Origin of the sequence: Streptomyces sp. NPDC098101 (assembly GCF_044760185.1) — a bacterium.
Lineage (GTDB): Bacteria > Actinomycetota > Actinomycetes > Streptomycetales > Streptomycetaceae > Streptomyces.
The window spans coordinates 1,116,322-1,142,151 of record NZ_JBIWAS010000003.1 but is presented as its reverse complement, the minus strand read 5'-3'; the positions used below and the strand labels follow the sequence as shown (position 1 = coordinate 1,142,151).

The following is a 25,830-nucleotide window of genomic DNA, read 5'->3' as shown; positions in this document are numbered from 1 at the left end:
CCCTCCGTGTGCACCCCGGTGCGGGGCCGCGCAAGTCTCCGGCCTGCGGCTTCGTCCGGTCAAGGGCATTCCGGAACCGGCGGGCCCCGGGCGCGGGACCCGGTCCGGGCCGCCGGGCGCCCGGGGGCCCCGCCCGTACCCGGCGGGGGCGTGCGGCTCCGCCCCCGAAGGCCCCGCCGGAAAACCGGATGAGCCGTGTCAGTGGCGAACCGTAAGGTCGGACCTGATGCCCGAGAACCCCTTGCCCCCAGCGAACCCGGCGGAGACCGCCGACCGGTCGGCGGTGCGCGTACTGCTCCGCCTGTGGCCGTACGTACGACCCGTGCGGGGGCGGCTGTTCACGGCCGCCTTCGTGGCGATCGTCGCCTCCTGTCTGTCGCTCGTCATCCCCCTGGTCCTGAAGTGGCTGGTGGACGGGCCCGTGGCGGACCGGGACCCCGGGGGCGTGTGGCTCGGGGCGCTGTACCTGCTGCTGCTCGGCATCGCGGAGGCGGTGCTCTTCGGCTTCCGGCGGTGGCTGGTGGCGCGGCCGCTCGCCGGGGTGGAGGCCCGGATGCGGTCGGACCTGTACGGCAGGCTCCAGCGGCTGCCGATCGCCTTCCACGACCGGTGGGCGTCGGGCCAGCTCCTGTCGCGCGGGACGACGGACCTGATGCTGGTCCGGATGTTCCTCGCCTTCCCGCTGACCTTCCTGCTGGTCAACGGCGTGACGATCCTCGCCGGGTACGTGCTGCTGCTCTCCCAGGACTGGTCCCTCGGCCTGGTGCTGCTGACCCCGGTGCTGCCGCTGGTGGTCGTCTGCTCGCTCTTCGAGGGCCGCTACGGCCTGGTGGCGCGCCGGGCCCAGGACCAGGTGGGCGATCTGACGACGGTCGTGGAGGAGAGCGTCCTCGGCATCCGGATCGTCAAGGGCTTCGGCCGGCACCGCAGCCAGGCGCGCGCCTTCCGCGAGCTCTCCGAGCGCCTGCGGGGCACGGAGCTCGTCAAGGCCCGGCTGCTCGCCATGATCTGGGCGGTCATCACGGTCGTACCGGAACTGGCCATCGGCGCGGCGCTCGTCCTCGGCACGGTGCAGGTCGCGGACGGCGACCTGTCGGCGGGCACGCTCGTCGCGTTCCTGTCGACGGCGCTCGCGCTGCGCTGGCCGGTGGAGTCGATCGGCTTCCTGCTCGCGATGAGCCAGGAGGCGGCGACGGCGACGGAGCGGTACTTCGAGGTGATGGACGCCGAGGAGGAACCGGACACCGCCGTCCCCGGGGCCCCGCGCACCGACGGCCCGGACGGGGTCCGCTTCGAGAACGTCACCTTCCGCTACCCGGACGCCCCCGACGACGCCCCGCCGGTCCTGGACGGCGTCGACCTGCACATCCGCCCCGGCGAGACCCTGGCCCTGGTCGGCGGCACGGGCTCCGGCAAAACGACCCTGACCGCCCTCGTACCGCGCCTGCACGAGACGACGGGCGGCCGGATCCTGCTCGACGGCGAGGACATCGCCCTGATGGAGCGCGACCGCCTCCGCTCCCTGGTGTCGATGGCCTTCGAGGAGCCCACCCTGTTCTCCGCGTCCGTCGGCGAGAACGTCCTGATGGGAGCCGACGGCACGGCCGGCGAACCGGAACTGCGGCGCGCCCTCGCCGTGGCCCAGGCGGACGGCTTCGTGGACCGGCTGCCCGAGGCCGCCGCGACCCGGGTCGGCGAGCAGGGCCTGAGCCTGTCGGGCGGCCAGCGGCAGCGGCTCGCCCTGGCCCGCGCGGTGGTCGGCCGCCCCCGCTTCCTCGTCCTCGACGACCCCCTCTCCGCCCTGGACGTGCACACGGAGGCCCGGGTGGAGGCGGCCCTGCGGGAGGTGCTGCGGGAGACGACGGCCCTGGTGGTGGCGCACCGCCCGTCGACGGTGATGCTGGCCGACCGGGTCGCGCTGCTGTCCGGGGGCCGGATCACGGCCGTGGGCACCCACCAGGAACTGCTGCGGAGCAACGAGGAGTACGCCTGGCTGATGTCGGGCGGGGAGGAACGGCGATGACGGACACCACGCTCACGAAACCGCCCGCCCCCGCGCCGGACGAGCCGGACCCCTTCGACCGCGACGACCTGCCCGCGTCCCCGGGCGCGACGGGCGCCCTGCTCCGCTCCCTCCTGTCCGCGCACCGCGCACGGGTCGCGGTCGCCGCGCTCGTCCTCCTGGTCAAGGAGGCCGCGGTCCAGGCGGGCCCGCTGCTCGTCGCGTACGCCATCGACCGCGGCGTCCCGGCCTTCCGCGCGGGCGACCACGGCCCGGTGATCGCCGTGGCCCTCGGCTACCTCCTCTGCGCGGTCCTCTCGGGCCTCCTCCAGTACGCCTTCGTCCGGGGAGCGGCCCGCGTCAACCAGGACGTCCTCCTGGACCTGCGCGGCCGGATCTTCCGCCACGCGCAGATCCTCAGCGTCGACTTCCACGAGCGCTACACCTCGGGCCGGCTGATCTCCCGCTCCACCACGGACGTGGAGTCCCTGCGCGAACTCCTCTCGGAGGGCCTCCAGGAACTCATCGGCGTGGTCCTCTCCTTCCTCTCGATCACCCTGGTCCTCCTCTGGCTGGACCTGGGCATCGGCGCGGTGGCGACGGCCTCGTTCGTCCCCCTCTACCTCCTGGTGCAGCTCTACCGCCGCCGCGCGGGCCGGGTGTACGGCGAGCGGTCCACCGCGATCGCGGGCGTGATCGTGAAGTTCGCGGAGACGATGAACGGCATCCGCCCGGTCCGCGCCTTCCGCCGCGAACAGACCAACGACACGGAGTTCGCGGCCCTCAACCACCGCCACGAACGGAGCAACGGCGACGCGCTCCTCGAAATGGCCCGCTACGTGACCGGTTCGCGCCTCGTCGCGAACACGGCGGTGGCCGGAATGTGCCTCTGGGGCGCGTACCGCGTGGCGGAGGGCTCCCTGGAACTGGGCGTCCTGGCGGCGGCGGTCCTCTACATGCGGCGCCTGTACGACCCGATCGACCGGCTGGGCATGTTCCTCAACTCGTACGAGTCGGCGGCGGCGTCCCTGGCCAAGATCGCGGGCCTGCTGGCCCAGGAGCCGGGCGTCCCGGAGACGACGACGCCCCGGGAACTCCCCCACCGCGAGGGCGCTCCGGGCCGGGAGGTGGTCTTCGACGACGTGAGGTTCGCGTACCGCACGGGAGGCGAGGTCCTCCCGACCTTCGCCCTGAGGATCCCGGCCGGCCAAACGGTGGCCGTAGTGGGAGCGACAGGCGCGGGCAAATCGACCCTGGCCAAACTCCTGGCCCGCTTCTACGACCCGACGGAGGGCCGAGTCCTCCTCGACGGCATCGACCTCCGCCACCTCACCACTCCCGATCTCCGCCGGGGAATCGTCATGGTCACCCAGGAGGCGTTCCTCTTCTCGGGCACGGTGGCGGAGAACATCGCGATCGGCCGCCCGGACGCGACCCGCGCGGAGATCGAGGAGGCGGCGAAGGCCATCGGCGCCCACGACTTCATCGAAGGCCTGCCCGAGGGCTACGACACGGACGTGCGCAAGCGCGGCGGCCGGATCTCGGCGGGCCAGCGCCAACTGGTGGCCTTCGCGCGGGCGCTCCTGGCGGACCCGGCGGTCCTGATCCTGGACGAGGCGACGAGCTCCCTGGACGTACCGGGCGAGAGGGCGGTCCAGCAGGCCATGGACACGGTCCTGAAGGGCCGTACGGCGGTGGTCATCGCCCACCGCCTGTCGACGGTCGAGGTGGCGGACCGGGTCCTGGTGATGGAGTCGGGCCGGATCGTCGAGGACGGCCCCCCGTCGACCCTGGTGACGGGCGACGGCCACTACGCGGGCCTGCACCAGGCGTGGCGGGACAGCTTGGTGGGCTGAGAAGGACCGCATACGTGAGTGGGGGCCGTGGAGGGGGTCGTGTTCGGGACGTAGAGCGTGATTTGTGGCGCATGAGAACCGGTCACTCCGCCGGGACCCGCAGGCGCCGTAAATCATGCAGTCCCGAACGCGGCCCCCGGAACGGCCCCCACGCCCCCGAAAAACCGGAGCAAGCCCCACCGCCCAACCCCACGGGCAAAAACGCGCCTCCAGCCGAACACGACCCATCGCCCACCCCACACCTCACGAAACGTCCGCTTAACGAACGCGCCCGTACCAGCAGCGGACGATTTCTGGCCAACTTCCGGCCGCACTCCTGACAGGTCCCCGTCATCCCTGCCACTCTCTCCCCGGCTCCCCGAACGAAAGTTCCCGGCGTCACCCGAACGTGCTCAACCGCTCTCCTTGCTCTGCCCGACGGACTCACCCAAGCCCGCCGGTACCCCCCTCGCAAAAGGAGTCCGCGTGAGATCCACGCCCAGCCGTCGTGCCACCGCGACCGGCGCCCTGATAGCCGCCGCCGCCATGATCGCCGTCAGCGTCCAGACGGGCGCCGCCACCGCGGCGGACACCCCGTTCAGCGCCGCCCCCAAGGCCCAGCAGGGCACCTCGGCGAACCCCGGCAAGCTCCCGGCCGACCTCACCCCCGCCGAGCGCACCGCGCTCATCAAGGCGGCCGACGCCGACAAGGCCGCCACGGCCAAGTCCCTCGGCCTCGGCGCCGAGGAGAAGCTGGTCGTCCGCGACGTCGTCCAGGACCGCGACGGCACGACCCACACCCGCTACGAGCGGACCTACGCGGGGCTGCCCGTCCTCGGCGGCGACCTGATCGTCGAGGAGACGAAGGCCGGCGCCCGGCAGAGCGTCACCAAGGCGGTCCGCGCGGAGCTGAAGAACGTCGACACGACCGCCAAGGTCGCCCCGGCGGCCGCCGAGAAGCAGGCCGTCGGCCTCGCCCAGGCGGACGGCTCCGAGAAGACCGCCGCCAGCCGCGCCCCGCGCAAGGTCGTCTGGCTCGCCGAGGGCTCCCCGGTCCTCGCGTACGAGACCGTGGTCGGCGGCCTCCAGCACGACGGCACCCCGAACGAGCTGCACGTCGTCACGGACGCCAAGACGGGCGCGAAGCTCTACGAGTGGCAGGCCGTCGAGACGGGCACCGGCAACACGCAGTACAGCGGCCAGGTGACGCTCGGCACCGCGCCCTCGTACACGCTGACGGACACGGGCCGCGGCAACCACAAGACGTACAACCTCAACGGCGGCAGCTCCGGCACGGGAACGCTGTTCACCAACTCCACCGACGTGTGGGGCAACGGCAACCCGTCCAACAAGGAGACCGCGGGCGCCGACGCGCACTACGGCGCCGCGCTCACCTGGGACTACTACAAGAACGTGCACGGCCGCACCGGCATCCGCGGTGACGGCGTCGGCGCGTACTCCCGGGTCCACTACGGCAACGCGTACGTCAACGCCTTCTGGCAGGACTCCTGCTTCTGCATGACGTACGGCGACGGCGCGGGCAACGCCAAGCCGCTGACCTCGATCGACGTGGCCGCGCACGAGATGACGCACGGTCTGACCTCGGTCACGGCCAAGCTCGTCTACAGCGGTGAGTCCGGCGGCCTCAACGAGGCCACCTCGGACATCTTCGCGGCGGCGGTCGAGTTCTACGCCAACAACGCCCAGGACCAGGGCGACTACCTGGTCGGCGAGAAGATCGACATCCGCGGCAACGGCACCCCGCTGCGCTACATGGACAAGCCGAGCAAGGACGGCTCGTCCAAGGACGCCTGGTACTCGGGCATCGGCTCGATCGACGTCCACTACTCCTCGGGCCCGGCGAACCACTGGTTCTACCTGCTCTCCGAGGGCAGCGGCGCCAAGACGATCAACGGCGTGAGCTACGACTCGCCGACCTCGGACGGCCTGCCCGTCACGGGCATCGGCCGGGACAAGGCCGCGCTGATCTGGTTCAAGGCGCTCACCACCAAGTTCGGCTCGAACACCAACTACGCCGCGGCCCGCACGGGCACGGTCGACGTGGCGAAGGCGCTCTACGGGGCCACCAGCCCCGAGGTGACGGCCGTCGAGAACGCCTGGGCCGCCATCAACGTCGGCGCCCGTCCCGGCGGCGGCAACCCCGGTGGCAAGGTCTTCGAGAACACCGCCGACGTGTCCATCCCGGACAACGGCGCCGCGGTCACCTCGACGGTCAACGTCACCGGCGTCACCGGCAACGCCCCCAGCAACCTGGCCGTCGGCGTGGACATCGTCCACACCTACAAGGGCGACCTGATCGTCGACCTCGTCGCTCCGGACGGCTCGGTCTACAACCTGCACAACCGCAGCGGCGGCAGCGCCGACAACATCGTCCAGACCTACACCGTCAACGCCTCCTCGGAGGTCGCCAACGGTGCCTGGAAGCTCCGCGTCCAGGACAAGGCTGCGGCCGATGTCGGCTACATCAACGCCTTCAAGCTGACCTTCCCGTAACCGTCACGGGGAAGGCCGGAACGAAGTAAACGAAGCAATGGACGCCCCGGGGGGAAACCCCCGGGGCGTCCGCGCGTTTGCCACGGCCGGAAGGGTCAGCCCCGGGGCACCGCGACGTACGCCTCCTGGGGCGTGGCGGTCGGCGTGTAGCGGGACGCGGCGGGCGCGGTCGGGGTCAGGTCCCGGTGGATCGCCTTGGCCACGGCCTGGATCGTGGTCACGCCGTAGTTCATCGTGCTGTTGCCGTCGGTGAGCACGGTGACGGTGTAGTCGTGGCCGCCGCCCTGGAACGTGCCGATGCTGTGCACGCGCCAGCCGCGCGTGGCGCGCTGGAGCCAGCCGTTCTTGACGTGCGCGGAGACGGTGGAGGGCGCGCCGGCCGGGGTGCCCCACTTCTGCGAGCTGACGACGTTCTTCATGAGCCTGAGGATGTAGGCGCGGGCGTTGTCGCTGAGGACGGAGTTCTTGGCGCCGATCAGCGAGAGCAGCCGCTGCTCGTCGGTGACGTTGATCTGGGTGAGTCCCCAGTAGCCGCCGGATCCCGGCACCGTCCGCGTCATTCCGGCGGCGGTCAGGAAGCCCTTCACCTTGGCGACGCCGAGCTGGTTCCACAGCGAGGTGGTGGCCGCGTTGTCGGACTTGGTGATCATGGCGGTGGCGAGGGTGGACTCGCGGGAGGTCAGGTACCGGTTGGTCTTCTTGGCGTCCCAGAGGAGCGCGGCGAGGACGGTCACCTTCACGACGCTGGCCGAGTCGTACGAGGTCGTGGCCCGCAGGGTGCAGGTGGTGTTCGTGGTGCGGTCGCGCAGGCCGATGGCGACGGTGCCGGTGCGCGTGGCGAGGGCCGCGGTGATGTCCTTCTGCAGCTTGGCGGCGAGCCCGGCCTTGCCCGACGTACAGCTGACCTGCGGCGCCGTGGCGGCGGAGGCGGGCGCGGCACCCGCGACGGCGGGCACGAGAATCCCGGCGGCGACCACGGCCGGAAGCACGCGGGCACGCAGGGATATGCGGCGAGTCATGAGAGTCCCCCTGAAAACGGAACGAGCGCGCCTGCGGCGCATTCGCCCTAGAGGACTCCTGAGCGTGCGGATGGTTGTACGAATCCAGCGAAACAGCGGAATCCCACGTCACCGCGGAACGGCGCACGGGGCGCCCACCTCGGCGCGGGAGCGGGCCCGGGCCCGCCGCCGGGTGCGCCGCTGGTCGGCACTCGCAGTACCTCCTCGTACGGCTCCCGGGCGAAGAGACGAAGGACCGGGGCGAAGTACACGACCAGCCGCGCCGACAGCAGGCGACGGCGCTGCTCGACTCGTTCGCGCTTGGCTATCGCCGCGTCGACCGGCTCAGCGGTGAACGCCTTCGTCAGGATCCCGATCCGGACACACTGACCCGCGTCCCGCCACCCGCCGGGCGACGATCTCCGCGGCTCAAAAGCGACTGCACGGGCCGGCGAAGGCCCCCGCCGGAGTCGATCCGGCGAGGGCCTGTTGTGCATTCGGGCGGCGGGCCTCAGATCACGTTGTTGAACTTGGCGCCCTCGCCCGTGTACAGCGATGTCGTCCGACGGCTGAAGGGGGCGGTGGAAGAGCCCGTCGACCGGTAGACGTACGTGCCGCCCGCCCCGTACGCGATCAGGTCCGGACGCCCGTCGTTGTCAAGGTCACCGGCGCCGACGAACTGGGAGAAGACACCCCAACCGCCGCCGACCTTCACACGGGTGGAGAAGCCGCCGCGGCCGTTGCCCTGGTAGAGCCAGAGGACGCCGTAGGTGTCGCGGGCGACCATGTCTCCGGCGGCCGTGCCGGCGATGTTGCCGACGGCGGTGATGTGGTTGTAGGTCTGCCAGCCGCCGCCGACCTTTACCCGGGGCGCGTACGGCTTCGCGTAGTTGCCGGTGCCCTTGTAGAACCACAGGACACCGGCGCCGTCCGTGGCCACCAGGTCGGCACGGCCGTCGCCGTCGAGGTCGGAGCCGCCGGTGAGCTTGTTGTAGACCTGCCAGCCGGTACCGACCTGCACGCGCGGCGCGAACGTGCCGTCGCCCTTGGCCAGGTAGAGCCACTGCACGCCGGAGCCGTCGACCGCGATCACATCGCCGGGGGCGGCACCTCCGACGTTGCCGACGGCCTCGATCTGCTTGTAGATCCCCCAGCCCCCGCCGATCTTGGCGCGCTGGGCGGACGTGACCTGGCCGTTGACCGGACGGTCCCGCAAGTCGTCGCGCCACAGGACGCCGGAGGCGTCCCGGGCGAGGATGTCGGTGGAGCCGTTGTTGGTGTAGTCGTGCGGGTCGGCCGTGCGGACGACGTCCATCGACCAACCCTGGCGGGCGGGCTCGCCGACGCCGTCGAGCAGCGTCGCCTCGGCCTCCACCGCGTACGTGCCGTTCGGGGCGTCCACGCCGCCGATGACACCGTCCCAGGTGAAGGAGAACCGGGTGCCGGACGCCGGCGCGGTCAAGCGCTTCGTGAACTCCTTGCCGGTGGCGGTGTGCGTGAGCGTGACGTCCAGGTAGGCGTCGGCCCGCGACAGCGTCCAGCCCAGGGCCACCTTGCCGGCGGTCTTGTCGAGGTCCGCCGTGCCGGAGGCGTGCACCTGCCGGATCTCCAGCGGGGGCATCACCCGGCCCGTCTCGGCGACCTTGGTGACTGCCGGGATGCCGTCCGGACCGGCCGCGACGCGGAACAGCCCGTCGCCGTCGGCGTCCCGGCTGCCCCTCAGCACCGCGCTGCCGTCGGCCGAGGGCGCCGACTCCGACGCCATTACGCCGAGGTCACGGGTCTCGCCGCTGGTCAGGGAGAGGGCCTTGGCAGGTGCCCAGTAGGCGCCGTACACCAGCCAGTCGCCGACCAGCTCGTAGTACCACTCGTTGGTCTCGTGCCCCAGGAAGGTCTTCTTCTCCTCGCCCGTCTTTCGGTCGACGGACGTGACATAGATCGAGTTGCTGTCCGTCTGGTCGAGCCAGGCCACGTGCGCGGCGGAGAACGTCAGGTGGCCGGAGTCTTCGTTGTACCCGGACTTGGCCGAGGAGTAGGTCTCGGTCGCCGTCCCGGCCGCCACGTCGATCAGGGCCCGGTGGCCGGTGCGCGCTTCCGGCGGCCCCGCCGCGTACCTGACGAGAACGGAGCCGCCGAGGACCGTCGAGGCGCTGAAGTCGGTGGCGTCCGTCGGCAGGCCCGTCATCTTGCGGGTGGTCGTCGTGGCGCCGCTCTTGGTCACGACGACCAGCTCCGCCGTGTCGTCCGCCTTCCAGATCTGCGCGAGCACGCTCGTAGGGCTCAGTGTGGCCAAGTAGCCGCCGTCCAGTGCGTCGAGGTCGATGTGCACGCCCGGGGCCGCCGGGTCGGCCATGTTCCACAAGGTGATCGACTGCATGGACACGGACCAGCTGTCATCGCCGACGACGGCCACGTCATTGCCCGCCAGGGCGTAACCGCCCTTCTTGGGATGCCGGAGCCGCTTGGAGGCTCCTCCGTCGTACGGCGTCCAGACCAGGTCCGTGATGCGGTTGACTTTGTCGTAGTCATACGTGAAGAACCCGCTGGTGCCCGCGCCCGCCAGATAGAAGCCCTCGGGGTAGACGGGCAGAGCGGCGTCGGCCTGCTCGGACGGGGCCGATGTCGTCGCGAACGCGGCCGGGGCGGTTGCCGGCGTGCCGGCGCCGAGGGCGATGACCGCGAGGACGGCCGTGACAGCGGTGGCGAGACGGCTGCGGGTGGTACGGAGTTGCAAGGTGAAGCCCCCACGGGTCTGAGTCGGACACGACATCGTCGTGTCCGACTCAGACCCGTGAGCGGGTCGCATGGTTGTACGAAAAACCGGGGGGCGGGTCAGTACCCTGCTGGGCAGACTTCTTCGCTCTTGCCCCCAGCGCGTCATCGACCCTGCCGTCGCAGGCATGGCGCCTCCTCGCACGACTGAGGAAACGCCCCGGTCCTGAGGGGCTCGGTCCACATCCCGCGTCCCGTAGCGGGCGGGGGCGCCTTCTCGGAGACCGGGGCCCCGACAGACTCACCGTGACGGAGCCGTCCGGAGGCGGGTCCTGAAAACCGTGGCGCCTCGGGAGTGAGGCACCACGGTTCGGGAATCCGACGGACCGCTACCGCAACAACACCCCCGCCCCCGCCCCCGTCGTCTCCTCCGGCAGGGTCGCGAGGCCCAGTTCGGAGGGGTGGGCGAGGAGGGGGTGGGTGGGGAGGACGCGGACGGTGCAGCCGAAGGAGCCGGTGCGGTCGAGTTCCAGGGTGCCCGCGTACGGAAGGCGGCCCTCCAGGTCCGGGCCGCCCGCCGGCTTGAGGGTGACCGTGCGGGGGGCCGTGAGGGTGTCGTCGGCGTCGACCCGGCCGGTGACGGCCTGGACCTCGACGTCGTCGGGGGCGAGGGTGCCGAGGGCGACCCGGACCCGGACGACCGGGGTCGCGCCCAGCTCCGCGTCGGCCACGTCGTCCGCGAGGCCGTCGCCGACCTCGACGTGGTCGACGGTCACCTTGGGCCAGGCCTCCCGGACCCGGGCCTTCCAGGCGGCGAGCTCGCGGGCCCGGTCCGGGGTGAGCGCCCGGCGGGCGGTGGCGGCGGGGGCGTAGAGCCGCTCGACGTACTCGCGGACCATGCGGTCGGCGAGGACCTTGGGGCCGAGGTCGGTGAGGGTGCGCCGGACCATCGCCGTCCAGCCGGACGGGACGCCGTCGGCGCCCCGGTCGTAGAAGCGGGGGGCGACCCGGCGCTCGATCAGCTCGTAGAGGGCGGCGGCCTCCAGGTCGTCGCGGCGCTCCTCGTCGGCGGCGGCCGCGCCGTCGGCGGTGGGGATGGCCCAGCCGAAGTCGGGCTCGAACCACTCGTCCCACCAGCCGTCGAGGACGGAGAGGTTGAGGCAGCCGTTGAGGGCGGCCTTCATGCCGCTGGTGCCGCAGGCCTCCAGGGGGCGGAGGGGGTTGTTGAGCCAGACGTCGCAGCCGGGGTAGAGGCCGCGGGCCATCTCCATCCCGTAGTCGGGCAGGAAGACGATCCGGTGCCGGACCCGGGGGTCGTCGGCGAAGCGGACGAGTTCCTGGACGAGCCGCTTGCCGCCGTCGTCGGCGGGGTGGGCCTTGCCGGCGACGACGAGCTGCACGGGCCGCTCGGGGTGGAGCAGCAGCGACCGCAGCCGGTCCTTGTCGCGCAGCATCAGGGTGAGCCGCTTGTACGAGGGGACGCGGCGGGCGAAGCCGATGGTGAGGACGTCGGGGTCGAGGACGGAGTCGGTCCAGCCGAGTTCGGCGGCGGCCGCGCCGCGCTGCCGCCAGGAGGCCCGCAGCCGGTCCCGTACGTCGGTCACGAGCCGTTCGCGCAGGGTGCGGCGCAGGTCCCACAGCTCCCGGTCGCTCGCGTCGGGGCCGAGCGGGCCGACCTCGGGGGCGACCCAGGTGGGGGCGTGGACGCCGTTGGTGATGGAGGTGATCGGCACTTCGTCGGGGTCGAATCCCGGCCATAGTCCGGCGAACATGGCGCGGCTGACGGCGCCGTGGAGGGTGGAGACGCCGTTGGCGCGCTGGGCGAGGCGCAGGCCCATGGCGGCCATGTTGAAGACGCCGGGTTCGCCGCCGAGGGGGAGTTCGTCGCCGAGGGCGAGGACCCGGCCGGTGTCGACGCCGGGCAGGGCGCCGTCCTGGCCGAGGTGGCGGGCGACCAGGGCGCGGTCGAAGCGGTCGATGCCGGCCGGGACGGGGGTGTGGGTGGTGAAGACGGTCCCGGCCCGGACGGTCTCCAGGGCGCTGTCGAAGTCGTGGCCCTCGCCCTGGAGTTCACGGATGCGTTCGAGGCCGAGGAAGCCGGCGTGGCCCTCGTTGGTGTGGAAGACCTCGGGGACGGGGTGGCCGGTGAGCCGGGTGTAGGCGCGGACGGCGCGGACGCCGCCGATGCCGAGGAGCATCTCCTGGAGGAGCCGGTGCTCGCTGCCGCCGCCGTAGAGGCGGTCGGTGACGCCGCGTTCGCCGGGGGCGTTCTCCTCGACGTCGGAGTCGAGCATGAGCAGCGGGACGCGGCCGACCTGGGCGGTCCAGAGGTGGGCGTGCAGGCTGCGGCCGCCGGGCAGGGCGAGGGTGACGCGGGCGGGGGTGCCGTCGGGCTCGCGGAGCAGGGTGACGGGCAGCTCGCCGGGGTCGAGGACGGGGTACTGCTCCTGCTGCCAGCCGTCCCTGCCGAGGGACTGGCGGAAGTAGCCGTGCCGGTAGAGGAGTCCGACGCCGATCAGGGGGACGCCGAGGTCGCTGGCGGCCTTGAGGTGGTCGCCGGCGAGGATCCCGAGGCCGCCGGAGTACTGGGGCAGGGCGGCGGCGACGCCGAACTCGGGCGAGAAGTAGGCGATCGCGGCGGGCAGGTCGCCGGACCGCTCCTGGTACCAGCGGGGGGCGTTCAGATAGGCGTCGAGGTCCTCGGCGGCGGCGCGGAGCCGGGCCAGGAAGTCCTGGTCGGCGGCGAGCGCGGCGAGCCGGGGGGCTTCGAGGGAGCCGAGGATCCGGACGGGGTCGGTGCCGGGCGGGGTGCCCGGCCCGGCGGCGGCGAGGGACGCGAAGAGGGCCCGGGTGGGCTCGTGCCAGGACCAGCGCAGGTTGCGCGCCAGGTCGGCGAGGGGTCGAAGGGTGTCGGGGAGGACGGGACGCACGGTGAATCGACGGATTGCCTTCACGTGTTCCACCTTCGCAGGCGAGTACGGACCGGAGCGGACGCACCACGCTGTGTGTCCGGCGTGCCGCTCCGATGGTAGCCCCGACCGGATCGGAGCAACGGGAAACGACGGGTACGGACACCCCTGTGACGGGCCGTGCGGGAGCAACGTCCCGATGCCACCGGGACGGTGACGGCTTCGTGTCCGACTTCCGCCCTTGCCCGTTTTGCTACGACCCGGTAGTTAACAAAGCGCCGGATTGCCCGAGGGTGCACCATGGGAAGGCTCCTCCGGTAACGCCCGGCACGCGCCCCTTCCTGACCCCCTTTCACCCCCTCGGATCGACCGTCCGGGTGAACGCGGACGGGAGAGGGCACGCCCCCGACCCGCCGGCCGTCGGCGGAGCTAGAAAGAGCGCACCACCACCCGCACCCCCGTACCCCCGTCAGGTGATGCTGTGAATCCGCTCATGGGACGCATTCCCGTACTGGACGTCCGCCCACTGGTCGACTGCGGCCGGCGCCCCGCGAAGGCGGTGGCCGGAGAGACCTTCGAGGTGACGGCGACCGTCTTCCGCGAGGGGCACGACGCGGTCGCCGCCAATGTCGTGCTGCGCGGCCCCTCGGGCCGCCCCGGCCCCTGGATCCCGATGCGCGAACTGGCCCCGGGCACCGACCGGTGGGGGGCCGAGGTCACCCCGGACGCCGAGGGCTCCTGGACGTACGCCGTGGAGGCCTGGAGCGACCCGGTCGCCACCTGGCGGCACGCGGCGAAGATCAAGATCCCGGCCGGGATCGACTCCGAACTGGTCCTCGCCGAGGGGGCCGAGCTGTACGAGCGGGCCGCGAAGGGCGTCCCGAAGAAGGGCGGCGGCCGGGAGGCGGTGCTCGCGGCGGCGGACGCCCTGCGCGATCCGTCCCGCCCCGCCGCCGTGCGGCTCGCGGCGGCGCTCGCCCCCCGGGTGGTGGAGGCCCTGGACCGCCACCCGCTGCGCGAACTGCTCACCTCCTCGCCGAAGTTCCCCCTCCAGGTGGAGCGGGAGCGGGCCCTGTACGGCTCGTGGTACGAGTTCTTCCCGCGTTCGGAGGGCGCGCGGACGGTCGACGGGCGCACGGTCCCGGGGAACTTCCGGACGGCCGCCGAGCGGCTGCCGGCGGTGGCGGCGATGGGCTTCGACGTGCTGTACCTGCCGCCGGTGCACCCGATCGGCGAGACCCACCGCAAGGGCCCCAACAACTCGCTTTCGGCGTCGCCGAACGACGTGGGCGTGCCGTGGGCGATCGGTTCGCCGGAGGGCGGGCACGACGCGCTCCACCCGGACCTGGGCACCTTCGAGGACTTCGACGCCTTCGTGGCGCGGGCCCGGGAGCTGCGCCTGGAGGTGGCGCTCGACTTCGCGCTCCAGTGCTCGCCGGACCACCCGTGGGTGGAGAAGCACCCGGACTGGTTCCACCACCGCCCGGACGGCTCGATCGCGTACGCGGAGAACCCGCCGAAGAAGTACCAGGACATCTACCCCATCGCCTTCGACAAGGACATGGACGGGATCGTCGAGGAGACCGTGCGGGTGCTGCGGCACTGGATGGACCACGGGATCCGGATCTTCCGCGTCGACAACCCGCACACCAAGCCGGTGGTGTTCTGGGAGCGGGTGATCGGGGCGGTCAACAAGGACGACCCGGACGTGATCTTCCTGGCGGAGGCGTTCACCCGGCCCGCGATGATGCGGACCCTGGGCGCGATCGGCTTCCAGCAGTCGTACACGTACTTCACCTGGCGCAACACCAAGGAGGAGCTGACGGAGTACCTGACGGAGCTGTCCCGCGACACGGCCGCGCAGATGCGGCCGAACCTGTGGGTGAACACCCCGGACATCCTGCCCGGCTACCTCCAGGAGGGCGGCCGGCCCGCGTTCGAGGCGCGGGCGGTGCTCGCGGCGACGCTCTCGCCGTCCTGGGGCATGTACGCCGGGTACGAGCTGTGCGAGAGCGCCCCGCTGCGGGAGGGGAGCGAGGAGTACCTCGACTCGGAGAAGTACGAACTGCGGCCCCGTGACTGGGAGTCGGCGGAGCGCGCGGGGCGGACGATCACCCCGCTGATCACGACCCTGAACCGGATCAGGCGCCGTCACCCGGCGCTGCGCCGGCTGCGGAACCTGACCTTCCACGACGTGGACAACCCGCAGGTGATCGCGTACAGCAAGCGCTCCGGTTCGAACACCGTTCTGGTGGTCGTCAACCTCGACCCGCACCACACCCAGGAGGCGACGGTCTCGTTGAACATGCCGGAACTCGGCCTCGACTGGCACGAGACCGCGCCGGTGCGCGACGAGCTCACCGGCGAGACCTATCACTGGGGCAGGGCCAACTACGTGCGCCTAGAGCCGGGCGTCACGCCCGCGCACGTGCTGGCCCTGCGACCGTCCCCGCAGACCGGAGGGTCACCCACCTCATGACTGTCAACGAGCCCGTCCCCGACACCTTCGAGGACACCCCCGCCAAGGACCGTGATCCCGACTGGTTCAAGCGGGCCGTGTTCTACGAGGTCCTCGTCCGCTCCTTCCAGGACAGCAACGGCGACGGCGTCGGCGACCTGAAGGGCATCACGTCCAAACTGGACTACCTCCAGTGGCTGGGCGTGGACTGCCTCTGGCTTCCGCCGTTCTTCAAGTCCCCGCTGCGGGACGGCGGCTACGACGTGGCCGACTACACGTCCGTGCTCCCGGAGTTCGGCGACCTGGCCGACTTCGTGGAGTTCGTGGACGCGGCCCACCAGCGCGGTATGCGCGTGATCATCGACTTCGTCATGAACCACACCAGCGACCAGCACATGTGGTTCCAGGAGTCGCGGCGCGATCCGGACGGGCCGTACGGCGACTACTACGTCTGGGCCGACGACGACAAGCAGTACCCGGACGCCCGGATCATCTTCGTCGACACGGAGACCTCCAACTGGACCTTCGACCCGGTGCGCAAGCAGTACTACTGGCACCGGTTCTTCTCCCACCAGCCGGACCTCAACTACGAGAACCCGGCGGTGCAGAAGGAGATCCTGTCCGCGCTGAAGTTCTGGCTGGACCTGGGGATCGACGGCTTCCGGCTCGACGCGGTGCCGTACCTGTACCAGGAGGAGGGGACCAACTGCGAGAACCTCCCGGCCACCCACGCCTTCCTGCGGCGGGTCCGCAAGGAGATCGACGAGCACTACCCGGACACGGTGCTGCTCGCCGAGGCCAACCAGTGGCCGGAGGACGTCGTCGACTACTTCGGCGACTTCCGGTCGGGCGGCGACGAGTGCCACATGGCCTTCCACTTCCCGGTCATGCCGCGGATCTTCATGGCCGTGCGGCGCGAGTCCCGCTACCCGGTCTCCGAGATCCTGGCGAAGACCCCGGAGATCCCCTCCGGCTGCCAGTGGGGCATCTTCCTGCGCAACCACGACGAGCTGACGCTCGAGATGGTCACGGACGAAGAGCGCGACTACATGTACTCCGAGTACGCCAAGGACCCGCGGATGCGGGCCAACATCGGCATCCGGCGCCGCCTCGCCCCGCTCCTGGACAACGACCGCAACCAGATGGAGCTGTTCACCGCCCTGCTCTTCTCGCTGCCCGGCTCACCGGTGCTGTACTACGGCGACGAGATCGGCATGGGCGACAACATCTGGCTGGGCGACCGGGACGGGGTGCGGACCCCGATGCAGTGGACGCCCGACCGGAACGCCGGCTTCTCCTCCTGCGACCCGGGCCGGCTGTACCTTCCGACCATCATGGACCCGGTCCACGGCTACCAGGTGACCAACGTCGAGGCGGGCATGGCCTCGCCGTCGTCGTTGCTGCACTGGACGAAGCGGATGATCGAGATCCGCAAGCAGAACCGGGCCTTCGGCACGGGGACGTACACGGAGCTCCCGGCGTCGAATCCGGCGGTGCTCGCCTTCCTCCGCGAGGACGGCGACGACCTGGTGCTGTGCGTGAACAACTTCTCGCGGTTCGCGCAGCCGACCGAGCTGGACCTGCGGCGCTTCGCCGGTCTGCACCCCATGGAGCTGATCGGTGGCGTGAAGTTTCCTGCCATCGGCCAACTCCCGTACCTCCTGACCCTCGCGGGACACGGGTTCTACTGGTTCCGCCTCAAGAAGGCCTGAGACCGCGACGGTTCGGCCACGTCCGCGGCGGGGCGGTTTCGCCCGTCCCGCCGGGGGCACTGTGAACCACACACGATTCAGGTCCATACGGGCCTTCTTCCCGGGCCCATACGGATCTTCCCTTTCCGACACGTCCCGCACATCCGGACAGTCCAAGCCGCCATCCGGGACACTCTGCGCATTTGAACGTATACGAAAGCCAACTGCGCGCCCCGGGGAAAGGACGCGATGCCATGCCGGAGACCGCATCCAACACCCGGGCCCCGGACGCCCTCCTTCCGTCCCTCGCCCCCCTGCTCCACGAATGGCTGCCACGGCAGCGCTGGTTCGCGGGCAAGGGCCGCAGGGTCACCGGATTCACCCTGGACGCGGCCACCGAGCTGCTGCCGCTGGACGGCCCGGGGCCCGGCCTCCTCCATCTGCTCGTACGGGTCGAACAGCCCGGCCGCCCGGCCGGTTCGCCCTCCGACTGCTACCAACTGCTGCTGGGCGTGCGGACCCAGCTCCCGCCCCGCCTCGCCCCCGCCCTGATCGGGCGGATCCGGCAGGGGCCGCTCGCCGGACGGGCCGTCTACGAAGGGCTGCGCGACCCGCGGCTCGCCGGACTCCTCTACGAGCGGCTGCGCACCCCGGGCCGGACCGGCCCGCTGCGCTTCCACGCCACCACCGCCCTGCCGGCCGCGCTCGCGCCCCGCGTGCTCGACGCCGAGCAGTCCAACTCCTCGCTGGTCTACGGGGACGCGTACATCCTCAAGATCTTCCGGCGGGTCAGTCCCGGCGCCAACCCCGACCTGGAGCTGCCGCTGGCGCTCAGCCGGGCCGGCTGCGCCCGGGTGCCCGCGCCGGTCGCCTGGTTCGAGTCGGGGGCCGCGACCCTCGGCGTCCTCCAGCCGTACCTGCGGGACTCCCGGGACGGCTGGCGGCTCGCGCTCGACGCGCTGGCCGACGGCCGGGAGTTCGCCACCGAGGCGCGGGCGCTCGGCCGCGCCACGGCCGAGGTGCACCTGGCGCTCGCCGACACGCTGCCGACGCGGCGCCTCGGGAAGGCCGAGGCGGAGCTGCTCGCCGACGCGATGGACCGGCGGCTGCACGCGGCGGCGCAGGCCGTGCCCGCGCTGCTGCCGCACGTGCCCGGCCTGCGGGCCGTCTTCGCGGCGGCGGGCGGGACCGCCGGGGCGGGCGCGGTCCAGCGCATCCACGGCGACCTGCACCTCGGGCAGACCCTGCGGGGCTCCGACGGGGCCTGGGCGGTGATCGACTTCGAGGGCGAGCCCGCGAAGCCGCTGGACGAGCGGCGCAGCCCCCAGCCCACGGTCCGGGACGTGGCAGGGATGCTCCGCTCCTTCGACTACGCGGCCCGCACCCACCGCCCCTGGAACGCCGACTGGGCGTCCCGCTGCCGGGCCGCCTTCTGCACCGGCTACGCGGAGGCGGCGGGCGCCGACCCCCGCTCGGACCCGGCGCTCCTGCGCGCCTACGAGACCGACAAGGCGGTGTACGAGGTCGTCTACGAGGCCCGGCACCGGCCGGACTGGCTGCCGGTCCCGATGGCGGCGATCGAACGTCTGGCGGCGGCCCCGTGACGCCCTCGTTCGGAGCAGCGTCCCCCGTCCCCGTGACCGCTCCCGCCCGCGAGCACGGCCACGCGCCCCGTTCGGCCGAGTTTCCCGGGCGGGCGGCGGACCGTTCACACCCCGTATCCCCTTCTTCCGTCCTCCAGGAGGCATCCCCGTGACCGCCCGACCCGCAGGAAAGACGTCCACAGCCAAGAAGGCGCCCGCGTCGGCCACTGCCAAGAAGGCGTCCGCGGCGGACCTGCCCGCCGTGCGGAAGGAGCCGGCACCGGCGCGGCCCGCCGTGCGGAAGGCGCCACCGCTCGACCCGGGCGACCGGGCCCGGCTGCTCGCCGGGGAGCACCACGACCCGCACGGGGTGCTCGGCGCGCACCCGGTGCGCGGCGGGGTGGTGGTGCGGGTGCTGCGCCCGTTCGCCCGGGAGGTCGCCGTCCTCACCAAGGGCCGCCGGGTGGTGCTGCACGACGACGGGGACGGGCTGTTCTCGGGGCTGCTGCCGCTGCTGCGGAAGGTGCCGGCGTACGAGCTGCGGGTCCGCTACGACGAGGGGCCCGAGCTGGAGGTCCAGGACCCGTACCGCTTCCTGCCCTCGCTCGGGGACCTGGACCTGCACCTGATCGGGGAGGGCCGGCACGAGGAGCTGTGGACGGCGCTCGGCTCCCGGATCATGACGCACGAGGGCGTGACCGGCACCCGCTTCGCGGTCTGGGCGCCGAACGCGCGCGGGGTGCGGCTCACCGGCGAGTTCACGTACTGGGGCGCGGGCCTGCCGATGCGCTCGCTCGGCTCGACGGGCGTGTGGGAGCTGTTCGTGCCCGGCCTCGGCGAGGGCACGGTCTACAAGTACGACATCACCCGGCCCGACGGCTCGCACACGCTGCGGGCGGACCCGATGGCCCGGCGGACCGAGTGCCCGCCGAACACCGCGTCGATCGTCACCGCGTCGCACCACGCGTGGGGCGACGCGGAGTGGATGGAGCGGCGGGGCGCGCGCCCGGCGCACGAGGCCCCGCTGTCGGTGTACGAGGTGCACCTGGCGTCCTGGCGTCCCGGCCTGACCTACCGCGAGCTGGCCGAGCAGCTGCCCGCGTACGTGCGCGACCTGGGCTTCACGCACGTGGAGTTCATGCCGGTCACCGAGCACCCCTTCGGCGGCTCGTGGGGCTACCAGGTCACCGGCTTCTACGCGCCGACGGCCCGGATGGGCACCCCGGACGACTTCAAGCACCTGGTGGACGCGCTGCACCGGGCGGGGATCGGGGTCCTGATGGACTGGGTCCCGGCGCACTTCCCGAAGGACGACTGGGCGCTGGCCGAGTTCGACGGGCGGCCGCTGTACGAGCACGAGGACCCGCGCCGGTCGCACCATCCGGACTGGGGGACCCTGGAGTTCGACTACGGCCGCAAGGAGGTGCGGAACTTCCTGGTGGCGAACGCCGTGTACTGGTGCCAGGAGTTCCACATCGACGGCCTGCGGGTGGACGCGGTCGCCTCGATGCTCTACCTGGACTACTCGCGCGAGCACGGCGAGTGGGTGCCGAACGAGTTCGGCGGCCGGGAGAACCCGGACGCGGTGGCGTTCCTCCAGGAGATGAACGCGACCGTGTACCGGCGCTGCCCGGGGATCGTGACCTTCGCGGAGGAGTCCACGGCCTGGGACGGGGTGACGCGGGCGACGGACCAGGTGGGTCCGGGCGGCTTCGGCGGCCTGGGCTTCGGCATGAAGTGGAACATGGGCTGGATGCACGACTCCCTGGAGTACGTGCAGAAGGAGCCGGTGCACCGGAAGTACCACCACAACGAGATGACGTTCTCGATGGTGTACGCGTACAGCGAGAATTACATCCTGCCGATCTCGCACGACGAGGTGGTGCACGGCAAGCGGTCGCTGGTGTCGAAGATGCCGGGCGACTGGTGGCAGCAGCGGGCCAACCACCGTGCCTACCTGGGCTTCATGTGGGCCCACCCGGGCAAGCAACTCCTGTACATGGGACAGGAGTTCGCGCAGGGCGGGGAGTGGTCGGCGGACCACGGCCCGGACTGGTGGCTGCTCGACCCGGCGTACGGGGCGGCGGCCGACCACCGGGGCGTGCGGGACCTGGTCCGCGACCTGAACACGGTGTACACGGCGACGCCGTCGCTGTGGGAGCGGGACACCTCGCCCGAGGGGTTCGAGTGGGTGGTCGGGGACGCGGCCGACGACAACGTCTTCGCGTTCCTGCGCTTCGACGGCTTCGGCTCGCCGCTGCTCGCCGTGTCGAACTTCTCGCCGGTGGTGCGGCAGGACTACCGGCTCGGGGTGCCGGACACCTTCGCGGCCTGGACGGAGGTGCTGAACACGGACGCGGGCCGGTACGGGGGCTCGGACGTGGTCGGCACCGACCCGGTGAAGACCGAGTCGGTGCCGTGGCACGGTCGGGAGTCGAGCGTGCGGATGACGCTGCCGCCGCTGGCGACGGTGTGGCTCAGGCCGGCTTGAAGGGCACGGCGGGCGTGATCACGCGGGCCTGATCACGCCGAGGCGCTGGGTGGCCCGGGTCAGCGCCACGTACAGGTCGTTCACGCCGTGCGGGGCGCCGGCCCGGATGCCGTCCGGGTCGACGACGAGGACCGTGTCGAACTCCAGGCCCTTGGCCTGCCGGGGGTCGAGGAGGACCACCGGCCGGGTGAGGTCGGGGGCCGGGCCGTGGTCGGCGTCCGGGAGGGCGGCGGCCAGGGCCGGGTGCAGCTCCGGCGGGGCGATCACGGCGAGCCGCCCGTCGGGGCGCCGCTCGGCGGCGACCGCGTCGGCGGTCTCCTTCACCGGGTCCCCGGCCGTGCGGTCCCAGGGCTCGACGCCGGTGGAGCGGACCGAGCTCGGCGGTTCGAAGCCGGGGTCGGTCTCGCGCCGCACGCCGGCGGCGACGGCCATGATCTCGGCGGGGGTGCGGTAGTTGACGCCGAGCCGGACCAGCTCCCAGCGGTCCTCCACGTACGGGCCGAGGATGTCCCGCCAGGCGCCGACGCCGGCCGGGTCGCCGGTCTGGGCGGGGTCCCCGACCAGGGTCATGGAGCGGGTGGGGCTGCGGCGCATGAGGAGCCGCCAGGCCATCGCGGAGAGCTCCTGGGCCTCGTCCACGATGATGTGCCCGAAGGCCCAGGTGCGGTCGGCGGCGGCCCGCTCGGCGGCGGTGCGGTGGTCGGCCTCCTCGTGGCGCTCCGCGAACCGCTCGGCGTCGATGATGTCGTGCGCGGAGAGGACCTCGGAGGCGTCCTTGTCCTGCTCCTCCTTGTCCTCGAACTCGTAGGTGCGGGAGGCGTAGGAGACGTCGAGGACGCCCTGCGCGTACTGGATCCGCTTCTGCCGCTCGGCCTCCTCGGCGGCCCGGAGGGCCGAGTCGTCCTCGCCGAGCAGCTCGGCGGCCTCGTCGAGCAGGGGCACGTCGGCGGGGGTCCACGCGCCGTCCCCGCGCCGGATCGCGGCGGCGTCGGCGTCGGGCAGGTGGGTCGGCTCGGTGAGGTAGTCCGCGAGGAACTCCTGCGGGGTGAGGGCGGGCCAGAGGGTGTCGAGGGCCGCGTACACCTCGGGGTTGGCGGCGATGCCCTTGGCGAGCAGGGCGATGTCGTCGGGGCCGAGGAAGTTGGGGCCGCCGTAGGGGTCGGCGCCGATGCGGTCGGCGAGCTGCCCGGCGAGGGCGTCGAGGATCCGGAAGACGAAGTAGGGGCGGGCGAGGTTGTGCGGGAGGGCGGTCTCGCGGGCCTTGTGGCGGGCCTCCAGGGCCATGTCCCAGTCGACGACCAGGTCGCCGTCCTCGTGCGGGACGACCAGCGGCTCGCCGCGCTCGGGGACCCGCTGGCGGTCGCGGACGGCGGCGGCGAGGGCGCCGGCCATGGCGGCGGAGCCCTTGACGGCGGCGGCGCGGGGGGTGTCGGTGCCGGTGGCGCGGACGCCGGGGAAGAGCTCGGCGGGGGTGGCGAGGAGGACGCCGGTCTCGCCGAGGGAGGGCAGCACGTTGCCGATGTAGCCGAGGAAGGCGGGGTTGGGGCCGACGATGAGGACGGCCCGGCGGGCGAGCTGCTCGCGGTGGGCGTAGAGGAGGTACGCGGCGCGGTGCAGGGCGACGGCGGTCTTGCCGGTGCCGGGGCCGCCCTCGACGACGAGGACGCCGCGGTGCGGGGAGCGGATGATGGCGTCCTGCTCGGCCTGGATGGTCTGCACGATGTCGTGCATCCGGCCGGTGCGGGCGGCGTCGAGCGAGGCGAGCAGCACCTCGTCGGCGTCCCGGCTCTCGTGGCCGGTGCGGGTGGCGTCGGCGAGGTCGAGGACCTCGTCGTGGAGGCTGGTGACCGTGCGGCCGGTGGTGCCGATGTGGCGCCGGCGGGAGAGGCCCATCGGCTCGTACCCGGTGGCGAGGTAGAAGGGGCGGGCGACCTCGGCGCGCCAGTCGACGACGAGGGGGGTGCGGTTCGGGTCGTCCTCGCGGATGCCGAGCCGGCCGATGTGGTGGTCGCGCCCGTCGCGGAAGACGAGCCGGCCGAAGCAGAGGCCGCTCTCCCCCGCGTTGAGCGCGGCGAGCAGCCCGGACTGCTCGGCGACCATCACGTCCCGTTCGAGCCGTCCCTGGTTGCCGCCGGTGCCGGGGGTGCGCAGGGCGCGGTCGACGGCGGCCTCGGCCTGGTCCCTCAGGTCGTCGAGTCGTGTGTAGAGATCGGTGATGAATTGTTGTTCGTTCCGAAATTCCTCGGTTGACAATTCGACTCCCGGCGCGATACAGTACGTTTATTGAGCTTCACCGTGACTTGCAGGCGCACTTGGGTGCGCCTTTTTGCTGTGCAGGCACGGAATCCACCAATATACGCTCCGCAACACCCCGACTGTCAATTCCGGTCGGGGTTTTTCCGTTCTTCGCCCGCGGGGTCCCCGGCCGGATTCTTGTGGGTCAGGACCTTGTGGAAGTGGACGTCCTCGGCGCCGCCCGGGATGCCGAGGGTGCGGCCGGTCTCCACGTAGCCGTGCCGGCGGTAGAAGTCCGGGGCCTGGAAGGTGAAGGAGGAGACCGTGGCCCGGTCGCAGCCGCGGCGGCGGGCCTCCTCCTCGGCGGCCCGCAGGAGCCTGCCGCCCCAGCCGTCGCGGCGGTGCTCCTCGTGGACCCAGAGCATGTCGATGCCGAGCAGTCCGGCCCAGGTCCAGGCGGTGATCCCGCCGACGACCTCGCCGGTCGCCGGATCGACGGCCTTCACCGAGAACTCGCTCTGGTCCTTGGGGCCGGTCCCCGTGGCCGCGAAGTTGTACGCGTCGAGCCCCCGGTCGAGGAGCTTCGCCAGCTCGGGGTCGCGGTCGCCGACGGTCAGGCCGGTCAGGTCTGTCGGGCCGGTCGGATCTGTCGGGCCGGTCGGGTCGTGATCATGGTTCATGCGGCCGAGTCTGGCACGGGGCACCGGGGCCTTCGCCGCTCAGGAGCCGAGGACGTCCTCCAGTTCCTCCCGGAGGCGGCGCTTCGGGCGGGCGCCCACCAGGGACTTCACGGGTTCGCCGGCCCGGAAGACCATGAGGGTCGGGGTGGCGAGGACCCCGTACCGCACCGTGGTCCCCGGGTTGCGGTCCACGTCGATCTCCACGATCCGGAGGCGTCCGGCCTCCTCCTCGGCGAGCGCGCCGAGCACCGGCTTCATCTGCCGGCACGGCCCGCACCACTCGGCGGTGAACTTCACCAGGACCGGCGGTCCGGAGCCCAGTACCTCCGTGGCGAAGTCCGCGTCCGTCACCTCGGTCACGCCCGGCGTGTTCGTCGTGTTCGTCGTCATGTCCGTCACTCCTCCGTCTCCAGGGCCAGTTCGCACCGGGGCTCCGGGCCGTGCGGCAGTTCCGCCTCGGCCCGGAGGAGCTGGGCGCCCACCTGGGCGCGTACCGCCCGGAGCTGTTCGATCAGGCCGTCCAGCTCGGCGAGCTTCCGCCGGTAGACGGCGATCGACGCGGGGCACGCGTCCCCCGCCGGGTGCCCCGCGCGCAGGCAGTCGACGAACGGCCGCGTCTCCTCCAGCTCGAACCCGAAGTCCTGGAGGGTCCTGATCTGCTGGAGGAGCCGCAGGTCGTCCTCGTCGTACGTGCGGTGCCCCCGGTCCGTACGCCGGGCGGTCAGGAGCCCCCGGGACTCGTAGTACCGCAGGGTCCGCGGGGTGGTCCCGGCCCGCTCGGCCAGCTCTCCGATGCGCATGTCCCCGACGGTAGGCCTTGACGTCGGCGTCAGGGCAAGGGCGTGCGTGCGGGAGGAGGTCAGGCGGCTGCCTTCAGCAGCGGGACGACCTCGGCCTCCTCGTGGGCGAAGTGGGTCTCCAGCTCGCCCCGGAGCCGCTCGAACTTGCCGCGCAGCTCGGCCGGCCCGGTCTCGTCGACCCGGGCGAGCAGGGTCCGCAGCTCGTCGAGGACGCGGGCGACCGTGTCGTGCTCGGTGCGCAGCCGCTCGAAGACGGCGGCCTTCTCCGGGTACTCCCGGGCGAGGTACGGGAAGAGGCCGGCGTCCTCGCCGCCGTGGTGGACGGCCAGGGCGGAGCAGAAGGTGACGCAGCGCCGTCGCAGTTCCACGGTGAGGCCGGGGGCCGTGCGGGTGCCCAGGCCGTCGCTCAGCGCGGCGAGGTCGGCGCGCAGCCCGTCGTGGATCGCGACCAGTTCGTCGGCGAGGGCGTCGAGCCGGTCCGGCGGGGTGTACGTCTCCTCCGGGAGGCGGTGGAGGACGACGACCGGGAGGACGCGGTCGGTCGCCTTCTGGTAGTCGGCGTAGCCGGGGGCCGCCGCGACGACCTTCGCGAAGAGTTCGTCGCGTTCGGCACCGGAGGCGGCGACGGCGGTGGCCCGCCAGGTCTCCGTGCCGAGTTCCACGGTGACCGTGGGGTTCACGAGGAGGTTGCGGTACCAGTCGGGGTGCCGGTCGGAGCCGCCGGCCGAGCCGACGACGAGCAGTCGGTCGTGGTCTTCCACGAAGCCGAGCGGGGTCGTGTGTTCTTTTCCGTACCTGGCGCCGGTGGTGGTGAGAAGGAGGAGCGTCCAGCCCTCGAAGGGGCCGCCGAGGCGTCCGGCGTTGGTACGGAACTCGTCGATGATCTCGGTGTTGAAGTGGAGGGGCAAAGCCGTCCCTAATG

General features: G+C 72.2%; 16 protein-coding genes. 7 read left to right on the top strand and 9 right to left on the bottom strand.

What is annotated here, in order from left to right; genetic code table 11:
• Positions 1-226 precede the first annotated feature (226 nt).
• The 3 genes from ACIQVI_RS18235 (at position 227) to ACIQVI_RS18225 (ending at position 6,351) form a co-directional block, all read left to right on the top strand.
• Positions 227-2,023, top strand: a complete 1,797-nt coding sequence (locus ACIQVI_RS18235) for an ABC transporter ATP-binding protein (protein WP_403596630.1) — start codon at positions 227-229, stop codon at positions 2,021-2,023.
• Entirely contained in the window at positions 2,020-3,858 is a 1,839-nt protein-coding gene (locus ACIQVI_RS18230; protein ID WP_403596627.1) for an ABC transporter ATP-binding protein, read from the top strand. The genes ACIQVI_RS18235 and ACIQVI_RS18230 overlap by 4 nt, the downstream gene beginning before the upstream one ends.
• Before the next feature lie 465 nt (positions 3,859-4,323).
• Entirely contained in the window at positions 4,324-6,351 is a 2,028-nt protein-coding gene (locus ACIQVI_RS18225; protein ID WP_403596624.1) for a M4 family metallopeptidase, read from the top strand.
• Between the two features lie 95 nt (positions 6,352-6,446).
• Here ACIQVI_RS18225 and ACIQVI_RS18220 read toward each other — a convergent pair whose 3' ends face one another.
• The 4 genes from ACIQVI_RS18220 to glgP form a co-directional block, all read right to left on the bottom strand.
• Positions 6,447-7,370 (bottom strand): serine hydrolase, encoded by a 924-nt coding sequence (locus ACIQVI_RS18220; RefSeq protein WP_403596621.1) that lies wholly within the window; start codon positions 7,368-7,370, stop codon positions 6,447-6,449.
• Between the two features lie 47 nt (positions 7,371-7,417).
• A complete protein-coding gene (locus ACIQVI_RS18215; RefSeq protein WP_403596618.1) occupies positions 7,418-7,846 on the bottom strand; it encodes a transposase domain-containing protein in 429 nt (142 codons plus the stop codon).
• 14 nt (positions 7,847-7,860) lie between these two features.
• Positions 7,861-10,083, bottom strand: coding sequence for an FG-GAP repeat domain-containing protein (locus ACIQVI_RS18210; protein WP_403596615.1), 2,223 nt, complete (start codon positions 10,081-10,083; stop codon positions 7,861-7,863).
• Between the two features lie 367 nt (positions 10,084-10,450).
• Entirely contained in the window at positions 10,451-13,015 is a 2,565-nt protein-coding gene (glgP, locus tag ACIQVI_RS18205) for an alpha-glucan family phosphorylase (protein ID WP_403596612.1), read from the bottom strand.
• Positions 13,016-13,463: 448 nt separating this feature from the next.
• On the opposite strand from glgP, the gene ACIQVI_RS18200 reads away from it, so the two are divergent.
• The 4 genes from ACIQVI_RS18200 to glgB all read left to right on the top strand — a co-directional run bounded on the left by ACIQVI_RS18200 (position 13,464) and on the right by glgB (position 21,193).
• Positions 13,464-15,449 carry an alpha-1,4-glucan--maltose-1-phosphate maltosyltransferase gene (locus tag ACIQVI_RS18200; RefSeq protein ID WP_351971517.1) on the top strand — a complete coding sequence of 662 codons (1,986 nt, stop codon included), beginning with the start codon at positions 13,464-13,466 and terminating at the stop codon, positions 15,447-15,449.
• Entirely contained in the window at positions 15,446-17,140 is a 1,695-nt protein-coding gene (gene treS / locus ACIQVI_RS18195; RefSeq protein WP_351971516.1) for a maltose alpha-D-glucosyltransferase, read from the top strand. Before ACIQVI_RS18200 ends, treS begins: the two co-directional genes overlap by 4 nt.
• Positions 17,141-17,373: 233 nt before the next feature.
• On the top strand, positions 17,374-18,723 hold the full coding sequence (locus ACIQVI_RS18190) for a maltokinase (RefSeq protein WP_403596608.1): 1,350 nt from the start codon (positions 17,374-17,376) through the stop codon (positions 18,721-18,723).
• 148 nt (positions 18,724-18,871) lie between these two features.
• Positions 18,872-21,193: a 1,4-alpha-glucan branching enzyme gene (gene glgB, locus ACIQVI_RS18185; protein WP_403596605.1), complete on the top strand. Its 2,322-nt coding sequence runs from the start codon at positions 18,872-18,874 to the stop codon at positions 21,191-21,193.
• 18 nt (positions 21,194-21,211) lie between these two features.
• On the opposite strand, the gene ACIQVI_RS18180 is transcribed toward glgB, so the two are convergent.
• From ACIQVI_RS18180 to ACIQVI_RS18160, 5 genes are all read right to left on the bottom strand, one after another.
• Entirely contained in the window at positions 21,212-23,446 is a 2,235-nt protein-coding gene (locus ACIQVI_RS18180) for a HelD family protein (RefSeq protein WP_403596602.1), read from the bottom strand.
• Positions 23,447-23,571: 125 nt separating this feature from the next.
• A complete protein-coding gene (locus ACIQVI_RS18175; protein ID WP_403596599.1) occupies positions 23,572-24,108 on the bottom strand; it encodes a GNAT family N-acetyltransferase in 537 nt (178 codons plus the stop codon).
• 39 nt (positions 24,109-24,147) lie between these two features.
• On the bottom strand, positions 24,148-24,498 hold the full coding sequence (locus ACIQVI_RS18170; protein ID WP_403596596.1) for a thioredoxin family protein: 351 nt from the start codon (positions 24,496-24,498) through the stop codon (positions 24,148-24,150).
• A 5-nt stretch (positions 24,499-24,503) separates the two neighbouring features.
• Complete coding sequence (locus tag ACIQVI_RS18165; protein ID WP_351970735.1) at positions 24,504-24,908, bottom strand: MerR family transcriptional regulator; 405 nt, start codon at positions 24,906-24,908, stop codon at positions 24,504-24,506.
• A 59-nt stretch (positions 24,909-24,967) separates the two neighbouring features.
• Positions 24,968-25,816 carry a nitroreductase/quinone reductase family protein gene (locus ACIQVI_RS18160; RefSeq protein ID WP_403596592.1) on the bottom strand — a complete coding sequence of 283 codons (849 nt, stop codon included), beginning with the start codon at positions 25,814-25,816 and terminating at the stop codon, positions 24,968-24,970.
• Between the last annotated feature and the right edge of the window lie 14 nt (positions 25,817-25,830).

Bases quoted from the DNA above. Each gene is read 5' to 3' on its own strand.
- ACIQVI_RS18165 (WP_351970735.1), bottom strand. From the start codon at position 24,908: ATGCGCATCGGAGAGCTGGCCGAGCGGGCCGGGACCACCCCGCGGACC.
- ACIQVI_RS18200 (WP_351971517.1), top strand. From the start codon at position 13,464: ATGGGACGCATTCCCGTACTGGACGTCCGCCCACTGGTCGACTGCGGC.
- ACIQVI_RS18230 (WP_403596627.1), top strand. From the start codon at position 2,020: ATGACGGACACCACGCTCACGAAACCGCCCGCCCCCGCGCCGGACGAG.
- ACIQVI_RS18190 (WP_403596608.1), top strand. From the start codon at position 17,374: ATGCCGGAGACCGCATCCAACACCCGGGCCCCGGACGCCCTCCTTCCG.
- ACIQVI_RS18235 (WP_403596630.1), top strand. From the start codon at position 227: ATGCCCGAGAACCCCTTGCCCCCAGCGAACCCGGCGGAGACCGCCGAC.
- ACIQVI_RS18220 (WP_403596621.1), bottom strand. From the start codon at position 7,370: ATGACTCGCCGCATATCCCTGCGTGCCCGCGTGCTTCCGGCCGTGGTC.
- ACIQVI_RS18175 (WP_403596599.1), bottom strand. From the start codon at position 24,108: ATGAACCATGATCACGACCCGACCGGCCCGACAGATCCGACCGGCCCG.
- treS (WP_351971516.1), top strand. From the start codon at position 15,446: ATGACTGTCAACGAGCCCGTCCCCGACACCTTCGAGGACACCCCCGCC.
- ACIQVI_RS18215 (WP_403596618.1), bottom strand. From the start codon at position 7,846: ATGCACAACAGGCCCTCGCCGGATCGACTCCGGCGGGGGCCTTCGCCG.
- ACIQVI_RS18170 (WP_403596596.1), bottom strand. From the start codon at position 24,498: ATGACGACGAACACGACGAACACGCCGGGCGTGACCGAGGTGACGGAC.